Annotated in this window: 13 protein-coding genes; all 13 read left to right on the top strand. The window is 42.8% G+C overall.

Annotated elements, in window-relative coordinates; translation table 11 throughout:
* Positions 1 to 6 precede the first annotated feature (6 nt).
* Positions 7 to 1,470, top strand: a complete 1,464-nt coding sequence (locus FZC79_RS02035; protein ID WP_148945214.1) for a UDP-N-acetylmuramoyl-L-alanyl-D-glutamate--2,6-diaminopimelate ligase — start codon at positions 7 to 9, stop codon at positions 1,468 to 1,470.
* On the top strand, positions 1,467 to 1,913 hold the full coding sequence (locus FZC79_RS02030) for a hypothetical protein (RefSeq protein WP_187442610.1): 447 nt from the start codon (positions 1,467 to 1,469) through the stop codon (positions 1,911 to 1,913). Before FZC79_RS02035 ends, FZC79_RS02030 begins: the two co-directional genes overlap by 4 nt.
* The gene (gene mraY, locus FZC79_RS02025) at positions 1,910 to 2,884 is read left to right on the top strand and encodes a phospho-N-acetylmuramoyl-pentapeptide-transferase (RefSeq protein ID WP_148945212.1); all 975 of its coding nucleotides are present in this window, start codon (positions 1,910 to 1,912) and stop codon (positions 2,882 to 2,884) included. Before FZC79_RS02030 ends, mraY begins: the two co-directional genes overlap by 4 nt.
* A complete protein-coding gene (gene murD / locus FZC79_RS02020; protein ID WP_148945211.1) occupies positions 2,885 to 4,237 on the top strand; it encodes a UDP-N-acetylmuramoyl-L-alanine--D-glutamate ligase in 1,353 nt (450 codons plus the stop codon). It abuts the gene before it with no gap.
* Between the two features lie 110 nt (positions 4,238 to 4,347).
* Complete coding sequence (gene spoVE, locus FZC79_RS02015) at positions 4,348 to 5,448, top strand: stage V sporulation protein E (RefSeq protein ID WP_148945210.1); 1,101 nt, start codon at positions 4,348 to 4,350, stop codon at positions 5,446 to 5,448.
* A 939-nt stretch (positions 5,449 to 6,387) separates the two neighbouring features.
* Positions 6,388 to 7,176 (top strand): cell division protein FtsQ/DivIB, encoded by a 789-nt coding sequence (locus tag FZC79_RS02010; protein ID WP_148945209.1) that lies wholly within the window; start codon positions 6,388 to 6,390, stop codon positions 7,174 to 7,176.
* Positions 7,154 to 7,861, top strand: coding sequence for a DUF881 domain-containing protein (locus FZC79_RS02005; RefSeq protein ID WP_148945208.1), 708 nt, complete (start codon positions 7,154 to 7,156; stop codon positions 7,859 to 7,861). The genes FZC79_RS02010 and FZC79_RS02005 overlap by 23 nt, the downstream gene beginning before the upstream one ends.
* A 47-nt stretch (positions 7,862 to 7,908) precedes the next feature.
* Complete coding sequence (locus tag FZC79_RS02000) at positions 7,909 to 8,625, top strand: DUF881 domain-containing protein (protein ID WP_252183217.1); 717 nt, start codon at positions 7,909 to 7,911, stop codon at positions 8,623 to 8,625.
* A 4-nt stretch (positions 8,626 to 8,629) separates the two neighbouring features.
* Positions 8,630 to 8,992 carry a small basic family protein gene (locus FZC79_RS01995; protein ID WP_148940297.1) on the top strand — a complete coding sequence of 121 codons (363 nt, stop codon included), beginning with the start codon at positions 8,630 to 8,632 and terminating at the stop codon, positions 8,990 to 8,992.
* Positions 8,993 to 9,108: 116 nt separating this feature from the next.
* The gene (gene ftsA / locus FZC79_RS01990) at positions 9,109 to 10,416 is read left to right on the top strand and encodes a cell division protein FtsA (RefSeq protein ID WP_148945207.1); all 1,308 of its coding nucleotides are present in this window, start codon (positions 9,109 to 9,111) and stop codon (positions 10,414 to 10,416) included.
* Positions 10,417 to 10,457: 41 nt separating this feature from the next.
* A complete protein-coding gene (gene ftsZ, locus FZC79_RS01985; RefSeq protein WP_148945206.1) occupies positions 10,458 to 11,615 on the top strand; it encodes a cell division protein FtsZ in 1,158 nt (385 codons plus the stop codon).
* Positions 11,616 to 11,864: 249 nt separating this feature from the next.
* Entirely contained in the window at positions 11,865 to 12,791 is a 927-nt protein-coding gene (spoIIGA, locus tag FZC79_RS01980) for a sigma-E processing peptidase SpoIIGA (protein WP_148945205.1), read from the top strand.
* 55 nt (positions 12,792 to 12,846) lie between these two features.
* Positions 12,847 to 13,566 (top strand): RNA polymerase sporulation sigma factor SigE, encoded by a 720-nt coding sequence (sigE, locus tag FZC79_RS01975; protein WP_148940292.1) that lies wholly within the window; start codon positions 12,847 to 12,849, stop codon positions 13,564 to 13,566.
* Positions 13,567 to 13,653 lie beyond the last annotated feature (87 nt).

Below are 13,653 nucleotides of genomic sequence, written 5' to 3'. Positions count from 1 at the left end.
GAAAAGATGAAATTGCACACTTTGCTGGAAGTATTGCCGTTCTACACAATCAAGGGCAATGACAATCCTGAAATTGCAAACTTAAAAAACCATCATAAAAAAGTTCAAAATGGTGATTTATTTTTTTGTATAAAAGGGTCTGATGTGGACAGCCATACTCTAGCAAAAGAAGCAGTTATCTCCGGCGCAGCAGCTGTTGTTTCCGAACAGGAGCTGGATGTGGATGTTCCGGTGGTCATTGTGAAGAATTCCAGAAGGGCGATGGCGGTCCTGTCATGCCGGTTTTATAACGAGCCTTCCAAGCAGCTGAAGCTGATTGGAGTCACCGGTACGAATGGAAAGACTACGACCACCCACCTTATCGAAAGGATTTTCAGCACTAAGGGTGATAAAACAGGTTTAATCGGCACCTTATATGTGAAAACAGGAGATGAAGTGGCAGCAAGCAAGAATACGACACCCGACAGTCTTACTTTGCAGCAGATTTTCCATGATTTTATCACGTCAGGGGTCAAACAGGCAGTCATGGAGGTATCATCTCATGCTCTGTATCAGGGACGGGTGCACGGGTGTGACTTTGATATAGCCGTTTTTACCAACATCACACAGGATCATTTGGATTATCATCGAACTATGGAAGAATATAAGAGTGCCAAAAGCCTGCTGTTTTCCCAGCTTGGGAATTCATTTGTGGAGGGGCAGCCCAAATATTCCGTCATTAATCTCGACGATCCTTCTGCTGATTTCTTTATTCATTCAACGGCGGCTCATGTTATTACATACGGTCTCAATTCCAAGGCAGATTTTCATGCCAAGGATATTAACCTGCGCCACAATGGATCTTCCTTTACAATGGTCACGCCTAAGGAAAGCATCGACATGAATATTCAATTGGCCGGGGAATTCAATATTTACAATGTTCTTGCCGCCTCTGCCTCGGCTTATATCTCTGGAATTTCGTTAAAGGAAATCAAGTCATCCATTCAATCCATCAAAGGGGTGAGCGGAAGGTTTGAACGTGTGGAAGCAGGCCAGGATTTTTCTGTGATTGTTGACTATGCCCATACGCCTGACAGCCTGGAAAATGTTTTAAAGACGATTGAAAGCATAACCGATGAAAAGGTGATTGTTGTCGTGGGGTGCGGAGGCGACAGGGATAAAACCAAAAGGCCGGTTATGGCACAAATCGCTTGCGATTACGGAGATAGAGTTATTTTCACTTCGGATAATCCCAGGAATGAAGACCCCATGGAAATCCTATCAGATATGACCGAGGGTTTAAAGCACTCAAATTATTGTGTCCTGGCTGACCGGAAGGAAGCTATAAACCATGCTGTTTCCATAGCGGGCAAGGGAGATGTGATCCTCATAGCAGGCAAGGGCCATGAAGCTTATCAAATCATTGGAGACAGTGTTACGCATTTCGATGACAGAGAAGCTGCAAGGGCTGCAATTAAGAGGCTTCAATGATGCTGAGCTATGCAGATGTTGAGAATTTCGTCTCTGAATCAAGGGGGATTAAGGAAAGCGGTCTTAATTTCTCCATTGTGACTGGAGAAACAACGGAAGATATGCCTATGGGCCTCTTTATCCCTTCTTCGGACAGGGACCTGTTTGAGGCCATACATAAAGGAGCAATAGGATCTCTATGGATGAAGGCGGCTGAATTGCCTGCCTGGCTGCCCAATCATTTTCCGTTATTCCTGACTGACAATCTAACAATTGCTGCACTAACGATTCTCGATCATTACTACTACAATACGAAACAAGAAGAGTGGGGAACGATGACAAAATTTATCTTTAGAGACAAAGAAAAGAATGAAACTTATACAATTACCAATCGATTACAATATTCAGAAACCAGGGATCTTGCTTATAGATCACTGCTGACGAAGGGAGGGGACTTCAGATAATGGAGAATGTTATTTTTTATACAATCCTTATGGGATTCCTTGTAACGGTCGTGCTCTCTCCCGTCTTCATTCCGTTTCTAAGAAGGTTGAAATTCGGCCAGAGCATTAGGGAAGAAGGGCCGAAATCACATCAGAAGAAGTCCGGAACCCCAACAATGGGAGGGCTTGTGTTCCTGTTGTCTATCATTATAACAACGTTATTCATAACAAGCAGATATTCAGAAATTGGTGCAGAAACCTTCCTGCTGCTTCTCGTAACAGCCGGCTTTGGTATTTTAGGTTTTCTTGATGACTTCATTAAAGTGGTGATGAAGAGAAATCTCGGCTTGACTTCTAAACAAAAACTTGCCGGGCAAATTGTGATTTCAGCCATTTTCTTTTTTATTTATCAGCAAAATGATTTTGCTTCGACTGTTTCCATTCCGTTGACTGATATCAGTGTCGATCTGGGGTGGTTTTATGTGTTCTTCATCATTTTCTGGCTTGTCGGTTTTTCGAACGCAGTAAATCTAACAGATGGATTGGATGGACTGGTTTCTGGTACATCGGCCATTGCTTTCGGGGCACTTGCTGTGCTTGCGTGGAATCAATCTCAATATGATGTTTCCATATTTGCGGTCGCAGTAGTCGGCGCTGTGCTTGGCTTCCTCGTCTTTAACGCGCATCCCGCAAAGGTATTTATGGGAGATACAGGGTCGCTTGCTCTGGGAGGGGCAATTGCAGCCATAGCTATCCTGACCAAGCTTGAAATTCTGCTGGTATTGATAGGCGGAGTTTTTGTAATTGAAACACTATCTGTCATAATTCAGGTAATTTCTTTCAAGACTACAGGGAAGCGGGTATTCAAAATGAGTCCGCTTCATCACCACTATGAACTGGTGGGCTGGTCTGAATGGAGAGTCGTCGTGACTTTCTGGACGGTAGGACTGCTTTGTGCAGTATTAGGAATTTATATCGAGGTGTGGATCTAATTGAAAAAAACACAAAAATTCAAACATAAAAAAGTATTGGTATTAGGGCTGGCAAAAAGCGGGGTCAGTGCGGCTTCGCTGCTGCATAAATTGGAAGCATTCGTAACTGTCAATGACAGGAAGCCTTTTTCCGAAAACCCTGAAGCTCAAGGTCTTTTGCAGCAGGGGATCAAAGTCATCTGCGGGAGCCATCCGATAGAACTGCTGGATGAGGGGTTTGACTATATTGTCAAAAATCCCGGTATCCCTTATGACAATCCGCTTGTAAGCGGTGCTGCTGCAAAAGGTATTCCTGTGCTTACAGAAGTGGAACTTGCCTACCTGGTATCAGAGGCACCTTTTATCGGGATCACAGGGACAAACGGTAAGACAACCACAACGACGCTGGTATTTGAAATGCTGAACAAAGGCGGCAAACTGCCGTTAATTGCGGGGAATATCGGGACGGTTGCTTCTGAAGTAGCTCAGGAGGCTGATGAAGAAAATAATATCGTCATTGAACTTTCTTCCTTTCAACTGATGGGGATAGAATCTTTCCGTCCGAAGATCAGTATTTTCATTAATCTCTATGAAGCGCATTTGGATTATCATGGCTCAATTGAAGATTATGCCAAAGCAAAAGCAAATATCACCGCTAATCAGACAGAAGAAGATTTCCTTGTCATCAATGCGGACCAGCCTGGGCTGGAAGAACTTCTAAGTTTCTCAAAAGCAGAAAAAATTTACTTTTCCACCAAGATGGTTCTTGAAAAAGGGGCAAGCATCATAGATGGTGCCATTTACTATAACAATGAAAGAATCATGGATACAGACTCAATCGCCCTCCCGGGAAAACACAACTTGGAAAACATTCTTTGCGCTGTTATAGCGGCAAAATTAAGCGGTGTAGGAAACGCAGAGATAGAAGAGGTCCTGAAGACATTTACTGGTGTGAAACATAGAACCCAATTTGTACGTTCTTTGAATGGCAGATCTTTTTACAATGATTCAAAAGCAACTAATGTTTTGGCTGCGAAAAGTGCCCTGGAGGCTTTTGAACAGCCGACGATCCTGCTGGCAGGCGGACTGGACAGAGGAAACAGCTTCGATGAACTCATTCCTTATATGAAAAATATAAAAGCTCTGATTACTTTTGGGGAAACAGCTTCAAAATTGATGGAGACAGCGGAAAGAGCAGGGATACAAATAGTAAAACATGTCGATAATGTGGAGGCTGCAGTACCTGCCGCTTATTCAATTTCCGAAGAAGGTGATGTGATCCTGCTCTCGCCTGCCTGCGCAAGCTGGGATCAATACCGTACTTTTGAAGTCCGCGGTGACATTTTTATAGATGAGGTGCATAAGCTTAAATAAGGGCTTGTCTATTTTGGAGCAATAAGAGGAACAACATTTTGTCTTGACAGCGAAAATCAAAGGTTTTGATTGCTCGAAACGGCTCAAATAAGTCTATCGAGGTGTTAGGATTGCCTTTGAAAAAATCAACTCCCGACTTCATTTTGATTGTTGTAACACTATCACTGCTGGCCATTGGGCTTATTATGGTATACAGCGCGAGCGCTGTGTGGGCGGATTACAAATTCGACGATACCTTCTTCTTTGCCAAACGGCAGATGCTGTTCGCCGGAGTGGGAATATTGGCCATGTTTTTTATCATGAATGTTGATTACTGGACATGGCGGACTTGGGGGAAAGTGATCATTATTGTCTGCTTTGTCCTTCTTGTTCTGGTTCTGATTCCAGGTGTAGGGGTTCTCCGTAATGGTTCAAGAAGCTGGATTGGCGTCGGAGCATTCTCCATACAGCCTTCTGAATTTATGAAACTTGCCATGATTGCTTTTCTTGCAAAGTTTTTATCTGAAAATCAGAAGTACATAACCTCATTCCGTAAGGGTCTTGTCCCTTCGCTGTTCCTGGTATTTATGGCTTTTGGCATGATTATGCTTCAGCCGGACTTAGGTACAGGGACAGTCATGGTCGGAACTGCAGTCGTTATGGTTTTTATCGCAGGCGCAAAAATCAGCCATTTTGCCATGATGGGACTTGCTGGACTTGCTGGATTTGCAGCTCTGGTGCTGTCCGCTCCGTATCGAATCAAACGAATAACATCCTTTCTTGATCCGTGGGAAGACCCATTGGGCAGCGGGTTTCAAATGATTCAGTCTCTGTATGCGATAGGCCCAGGTGGACTGCTTGGTCTGGGCCTGGGAGAAAGCAGGCAGAAATTCTTTTATTTACCAGAACCTCAAAACGATTTCATCTTTGCGATTCTGGCAGAGGAATTGGGATTTATCGGCGGCAGTCTAGTCCTCTTGCTCTTCTCACTCCTTTTATGGAGGGGAATCAGAATTGCACTGGGAGCTCCTGATTTGTACGGAAGTTTCCTCGCTGTCGGAATTGTTTCGATGATTGCCATCCAGGTCATGATTAATGTCGGGGTGGTCACCGGCTTAATGCCGGTAACTGGTATTACCCTTCCGTTCCTGAGTTATGGCGGATCTTCTTTAACACTGATGCTCCTGGCGGTGGGGGTCCTTTTAAACATCAGCCGGTACGCCAGGTATTAACAGAAGCCTTAATTAAGAACAATGAGTTTACCCATCGTTCACTGAGCTTTTAAGAAACAGGGTGACTGGAATAATTCACCAAAGTAAAGCCATACCATAATCGCTAAACTATCTTAAAAGAACCGAAACTCAGATGATTCTGGGTTTCGGTTCTTTTTCGGAGATTTGTAATACAAGATAATCTCTCCGGCAGATTAATCATGTAACAAAATACATTAGCTAATTTACAGTTCAATGACATTCTAAAAATCAAAGCCCGCTGACGTTTAAAGTATAGTAGTATAGGGAATACGCTGTAGAGCCTTGCTTTTGTAAGGCTGAGCTGGTTATGATGACATTATCAGGAAAATTATGGAGGTATTTATCGCATAAGTTCATCTTCAAAGGGGATAGTGCATCCCAAAATACAAAAAATAGAAAAATATTGCGAAAATAATGGTCTAACCTCTTTAATCATCTTTTCCCTTCATATAGAATATAGTTATTGAATTAGAATATTTGCAGAGTTGATTCCATTGTCTGGGTCAATTAATAATAAGCATATATTAACATAGGGCTGTTTTCGCATATGTGCGGCTTGTTGAAAGTGTTCCAAAAACCGGAAATCACTTTGGGATACCAAGTTTCGCACTGAAGAAGAGATAAACTCTTTGCTCACTTGCTTAACAGAATTTTTCCGGTTACTTATGGCGCTGTCTTTCAAAATAAATAACAACTAGCCGCAAAGTTATGGATAGAGCCTTACATAAAGAGAAAAGGACATCCCTTTTCCAGTCAGTGCAAAAAGAGTGGCAGGTTTTCTAAATCAGTTGGAAATAAATGCTGTTCCCGGCAGGGGCCATCAGGTGCTGATAAGATGAGCAGAATAGATCTGCATGGTCTTGATGGAATGCCTGCCTTTTTGCTTCATGGTGAGATTATTGGAGGGGAAAGAAAAATATGGACAAAGGAAAAATTGTGTCCTTGGAGGAACGGATACCAAAACTGAAGCAGCACCGTAAGAAAAAGGCTAACCGGAGATTAACTTTTTTGTTATCACTATTTCTTCTTTTAGTGCTGGCGGTTGTGTATTTTCAGTCCTCTTTAAGTCATGTGAAGGAAATAGTATTATCAGGAAACCAATTAGTTTCTGATGACTCCATACTTAAGGAGGTCTCAGTAGAAGAAGGCATGAATGTCTGGAGTGTTGACAGGTCTAAGGCAGAAGAAGAGCTGAGAGCCATTGCCGAGATAGCTGGAGCAGAAGTAAAGCTTAAGCTCCCTAACACAGTAACAATCCACGTCAATGAATATGAAAAAGCCGCATACCTGATCAATGAGAGCCGGTTCTATCCTATACTAGAAAATGGAGAGCTTCTGGATTCAAGGACCTTGGATGCACTGCCAACGGACGCACCGATTCTGAATGGTTTCAAAGAAGATAAGATATTAAAAGAAATGGTTAGTGAACTTAACATTCTCCCTTCTGAGATCAAGAATTCAATTTCTGAAATCGTCCTTGCACCTAAGAAAACGGATCAGTACCATGTTTCATTGTATATGAATGACGGTTTTGAGGTCAGTGCTTCAATTAGGACTTTTTCTGAGAAAATGATCCATTACCCTTCCATCGTAAGCCAGCTCGATGAATCAGCCAAAGGAGTTATCGACTTGGAAGTCGGCTCTTATTTCAGAGAATATGAAAAGGAAGGAGATCCTGCGGCCGATGAAAATGAAAGTGAAAGTTAGGCACGTCGTCCTCTCGCTGGTATGCCTGGTTCTAGGGTTCATCCTTGCCTTCTCTTACAGTATTGCAAACTCTGAAAGGAAGGAAGGAACACGGATTACTGATGGGCAGTGGGAAAGGGAAGATGAGCTCCGCAGCCAGCTTATCGACCACCAGGAAAAAAATTCAGAATTACAGAAAGAAATTTTTGATAAACAGCAAAAGGTCGTTGACATTGAAAAGGAATTGTCCCAGGAGAAACAGATTTACTTCAATCTTGCAGAGGACACAGAGAAGTACAGAATGTTTTTGGGAAAAGTGAAAGTAGAGGGACCGGGTGTCAGTGTGACTCTTTCCGACTCTCAATATAATCCTGATGATCCTAATGTGAACAACTATATCGTTCATGAGCATCATGTATTTAAAGTGATTAACGAACTATATATTGCTGGAGCATCGGCTGTCGCAATCAACGGCCAAAGGCTTAAGCATGATTCTTATATCCTTTGCACCGGACCGGTTATCACAGTTGACGGAGTGGCCTCTGCTGCTCCATTTGAAATTACGGCTATCGGGGACACTGAAGTATTAGCATCAGCTTTGAACTTAACAGGCGGTGTGAAAGACCAATTAGTAAACGACAACATAGATTTCAGCCTCAGAAAAGAAAGTAAATTGATACTGGAGCCTGTGATCAGTGAATCGTGAACATAGTAACTCCTGTGCCGGGAACAAAGAAAGCAAGGTGAGCAAGAGTGGGCAATAAAGTGAGCTTTACTCTAATTACTTTGATTATCGGATTCATGGTGGCTGTCCAATTCCAGACTGTTCAAGAACCGGTGATCAGGGATACCAGGGATATTTGGGAATTAAGAGAAGCGATACAAAATGAAAATGACGCGGCGGGCAGCCTTCTGCAAGAACTTCAGTCAATTAATGAAAAGCTGGAGAAATATGAAACGGAAAGACAGACGAGCCGGGAGCAGGCTTTAAGGGAGACATTAGATGAACTTAAGCAGGAAGCGGGCCTTCTGGAGAAAAGCGGGCCTGGATTGGTGCTGACAGTAGAACCTTCCACCGAAGAAATGCTGCTTGGCGTTAAAGTTCAATCGGTCTCCCCGGAACTTCTTGAAAGGTTGATCAATGAGTTGAATCGTTATGGTGCACAGGATATCTCCATTGACGGACACCGTCTAATCAATACATCTGTAATAAGGGATATCAACGGCGAAACCAAAATAGATGGTTACCCGATCAATTCCATTCCGTTTGAAGTAAAGGTTCTGACATTGAATCAGGAGAAAGCGGAAGATTTATATAACCGCATGCAGGTTTCCCGGGCAATAGAAGATTTTTTCATTGATAATCTCAGGGTCAATATCGGTCCTCCAAGGGAAAACCTGACCGTTCCGGCTTACGGAGACACCATCAGGGTCCGCCATATGGAGCCTGTTATAGAAGGAGGGAGTTAACAGCATGTGGCTGCCCGTTTTAGGGTTGCTGCTAGGAGTGATCCTTGGATTGCTTACCGATATCAGGATTCCAGATGAATATTCGAATTACTTATCCATTGCGGTATTAGCAGCTCTCGATACATTGTTTGGTGGGATCAGAGCCCACCTCCAAAATATTTATGATGATAAAGTATTTGTCTCTGGTTTTTTCTTTAATATCATCTTGGCTGCAAGTTTGGCTTTTCTAGGTGTCCATCTTGGTGTAGACTTATATTTAGCAGCTGTTTTCGCTTTTGGTGTCAGGCTGTTCCAGAATATCGCGGTTATCCGCAGGATTTTGATAAGCAATTGGAGTGCTAATAGCGAAAAAAAAGAAAAAAATTGAAAATTTAAAAGGGAATCTTTTAAAAGCGACGAATATTTTTATAAGATATATTCAAAATTCAACTTTTGTAAAGTTGTTGTTCTATAATGAATACTATTTGAAGGAGGTGCCACAGAGTGAACAGCAATGAAATTTTCGTAAGTCTAGACATCGGTACATCCACAGTGAAAGTGATCATCGGAGAAATGTCGAATGATTCCCTGAATATTATCGGTGTTGGAAATGTCAAATCTCAAGGAATCCGAAAAGGATCCATCGTAGATATCGATGAAACTGTTCAATCAATCAAAAAGGCCGTCGAGCAAGCGGAAAGGATGGTCGGAATAAATATCAACCAGGTAATCGTCGGGATCCCTGGAAACGGAGTCGCCCTCCAAACGTGCCATGGTGTAGTGGCTGTATCAAGCGAGAACAGGGAAATTACAGATGAAGATGTGGCACGTGTCATGGAAGCTGCACAAGTCATCTCTATCCCTCCTGAAAGGGAAATTGTCAATGTCATTCCTAAACAATTCATTGTAGATGGCCTGGACGAAATCACTGACCCAAGAGGGATGATTGGTGTAAGGCTGGAAATGGAAGGAACAATCATAACAGGATCCAAAACACTTTTACATAATACACTGCGCTGCGTGGAAAAAGCAGGACTGGAGATTATGGATATTGTTCTGCAGCCGCTTGCCTCAGGCTCCATTGCCCTCTCCAAGGATGAACAAAGCCTTGGAGCGGCTTTAATCGATATTGGCGGAGGCTCGACAACTATTGCAGTCTTTGAACAAGGACATATCAAAGCGGCTTCTGTTCTTCCAGTAGGCGGGGAGCATATCACTAAGGATTTATCGATCGGATTAAGGACTTCCACCGAGGATGCCGAGATGATTAAAGTAAAATATGGTCATGCCTTTTATGACCATGCTTCCGAAGATGAAGTGTTCAGTGTACCGATTATCGGCAGTGATCAGCATCAACAATTTAACCAGCTTGAAATTTCTGATATCATAGAAGCTAGATTAGAAGAAATTTTCGATATAATTGGGCAGGAGTTAAGAAGGATGGGTGTCCATGATCTGCCTGGCGGCTATGTGCTCACAGGCGGTATTGCCAACCTTCCAGGAGTGCTCGAGCTGTCACAGCTGGTCTTCCAGAACCGTGTCAGAGTAGCTGTCCCTGATTATATTGGCGTTCGTGAACCACAATATACAACGTCTGTCGGGCTGATTAAATATGCTCATAAGAATGCTAGATTGCAAGGCAGAAGCGTCAGTACGTCCCCTGTTCCTGCAGAACCTGCTGAAAAGCGCAATACAAAGAAACCTGAACAGACAGAAAAGCCAAAACCAAAACCAAAACCAAAAACGGACAAGCCAGACGATGAAAAAGTGTCATCAAAAATGAAGAAGTTTTTCGGCTACTTTTTTGAATAGTTTCAAATAGGTTGAGAATCGAGGAATTAGGAGGATGTTTCATGTTAGAGTTTGATACAAATTTAGATTCATTAGCCACCATTAAAGTAATCGGAGTAGGAGGCGGCGGAAACAATGCCGTCAATCGAATGATTGAGCATGGTGTACAAGGAGTAGAATTCATAGCGGTCAATACTGATGCCCAGGCACTTAACTTGTCCAAAGCTGAGATTAAAATGCAAATCGGCGGCAAACTGACAAGAGGACTTGGAGCAGGGGCTAATCCAGAAGTCGGCAAGAAGGCTGCCGAAGAAAGCAAAGAGCAGATTGAGGAAGCACTGAAGGGGGCGGACATGGTTTTCGTAACTGCAGGAATGGGCGGCGGTACAGGAACTGGTGCAGCTCCTGTCATTGCAAGTATCGCACGTGAAATCGGTGCCTTGACTGTCGGTGTTGTTACTCGCCCGTTTACCTTTGAAGGCCGCAAACGTTCCACGCAAGCAAGCGGGGGAATCGGAGCAATGAAAGAAGCAGTGGATACTTTAATCGTCATTCCGAATGACCGTCTGCTTGAAATTGTCGATAAGAGTACTCCAATGCTTGAAGCGTTCCGTGAAGCTGACAATGTTCTACGACAAGGTGTTCAGGGTATTTCCGATCTGATAGCTACACCAGGACTGATCAACCTCGACTTTGCTGACGTGAAAACCATCATGTCCAATAAAGGATCTGCCTTAATGGGGATCGGTGCGGCATCTGGTGAAAACCGTGCTACCGAGGCAGCGAAGAAAGCCATCTCGAGTCCATTGCTGGAAACGTCTCTCGATGGCGCTCAAGGTGTCCTCATGAATATCACAGGTGGAACGAACCTTTCCCTGTATGAAGTTCAGGAAGCGGCGGATATCGTAGCATCTGCATCAGACCAGGAAGTGAATATGATCTTCGGTTCTGTCATCAATGAAGAATTGAAAGATGATATCGTGGTTACTGTCATTGCAACTGGTTTCAATGAAGAAGCTGTCCAGCCAAAACCGTCAAGACCATCTTTCGGCGGTATGAAACCTTCCAGCAATAATAATAATACAAGCCAGCCAGCACCAAAGCGTGAGCCGAAGAGGGAGGAACCTCAGCAGCAAGAGCCTTCCCGTTCAAGCGGACAGGGAGTGGAGGAAACATTGGACATTCCAACGTTCCTAAGAAATCGCAACCGCCGCAGATAAACTAATGTATTCTAAAGACCCAAGGAAACTTCCTTGGGTCTTTTTGTGTTTTGAAATAGTTTCTGCGTCGATTGCTAATTTCCATATAGAACGAACAAGAGCCATATTTTTATAAAAGTATTTAGACAATATTCGAACGAGAGTATGAAAAGTTTCACTTCATTCCTTACAGAAAGTGACACACTTCATGAGAGTATGTACGATATACTTCTCGTAACAGTAGGAAATAGAACAAAAGGAGGGAAGAGATTGGTTCTGTATTTAGATGTCATTTGGCTATTAAATTTTTTGATAGACAGCATTCTGCTGGTAATGACCGCAGTGTTTTTAAAAAGACATCTAATATGGTGGAGGATTATTTTAGGAGGTTTCTTCGGGTCATTAATCGTGTTATTTTCCTTTACATCTTATGCCCATATAAGCGGACATCCGCTGATGAAACTCTTTTTTTCAATGATAATGGTTTTTACTGCTTTTGGCTTCAAGCGGTTTCGATTCTACGCAGGAAACTTGCTGATGCTCTATTTTTCCACATTCCTAACCGGTGGAATATTGATTGGCGTTCATTACTTTCTGAGGTTCGATAACAGTCTTCAGTCCTCAATGTTCCTGGCGAGCGTAAAAGGTTTTGGTGATCCAATCAGCTGGGTCTTTGTCATGTTCGCCTTGCCTGCTTCCTGGTATTTTGCCCGCAATCGCATAAATAGTATCGAAACCGTTAAAATCCAATACGATGAGCTTGTGGAAGTCGAAATCGAGATTGATGGGTTGAAACTTCAATTAAAAGGTCTCGTAGACAGCGGTAACCAATTATATGACCCATTAAGCAAGAGCCCTGTCATGCTGATTTCTACTGAAAAGCTTGAAGGAAGAGTACCTGATGATATTCTTCATTTATCTGAAGATAATGATCGCTTTATGAGCGGGGATCATTCTCTTCCTCCCCAATGGGAAGAGCGGGTGCGGTTTGTTCCGGCCCAATCAATTGGAAAAAAGAATCAGCTGCTCATTGCCTATAAGCCGGATTCAATCAGAATTAGAAAAGGAAAAGATGTCTGGAGGTGCCCCAAAGGCCTGATAGTCTTTCAAAGAATTGCCTTCTCTGCTGATGACAGCTTCAATTGCATAGTACATCCTAAGATGCTGTCTTCATCGCCGCTTCAGAACGTATCTTAATACATTGCCACTATTACTATACTCACAATTCACCAAAATAGAAGGGGGAACTACATTGAAAAATTTACGGCTGAGACTTACATATTACTGGTATAAGCTTCTGATAAAATTGGGGCTGAAGACAGATGAGATCTACTACATTGGCGGCAGTGAAGCTTTGCCGCCTCCTCTGACAAAAGAAGAAGAAGAGGTTCTCCTGAAAAAGCTTCCTAACGGTGATAAGACAGCACGTTCACTTCTCATTGAGAGGAATCTAAGGCTGGTTGTGTACATTGCAAGGAAGTTTGAAAATACAGGGATTAATATTGAAGACCTCATCAGCATAGGCACAATAGGGCTGATTAAGGCGGTGAATACTTTTAACCCCGAAAAAAAGATCAAACTGGCCACTTATGCTTCCAGATGCATTGAAAATGAAATCCTCATGTACCTCAGGAGAAATAATAAAATCCGTTCTGAAGTATCCTTTGATGAACCATTGAACATTGACTGGGATGGAAATGAACTTCTCCTCTCCGATGTTTTGGGGACGGAAGAAGATATCATTACCAAGGACTTGGAAGCTACGGTTGACAGAAAGCTTCTGTTTAATGCGCTTACTGAACTATCGGACAGGGAAAAGCAGATCATGGAACTCCGTTTTGGGTTGATGGGTGGAGAAGAAAAAACACAAAAAGATGTTGCAGATATGCTGGGGATTTCTCAATCGTATATTTCCAGGTTGGAAAAACGAATCATTAAGAGGTTGAAAAAGGAATTTAATAAAATGGTATAAACATACCTTGGCAGCGATTCTTATTAGAATCGCTTTTTTTAATGGAGATTTCATTCCTCATTCGTAGAAAAGCTCCTGGACCTGTTA

Origin of the sequence: Rossellomorea vietnamensis (assembly GCF_008180615.1) — a bacterium.
Taxonomy (GTDB): domain Bacteria; phylum Bacillota; class Bacilli; order Bacillales; family Bacillaceae_B; genus Rossellomorea; species Rossellomorea vietnamensis_D.
Note: the sequence above shows the minus strand (reverse complement) of the source record. Positions and strands in the feature narration are given on the sequence as shown.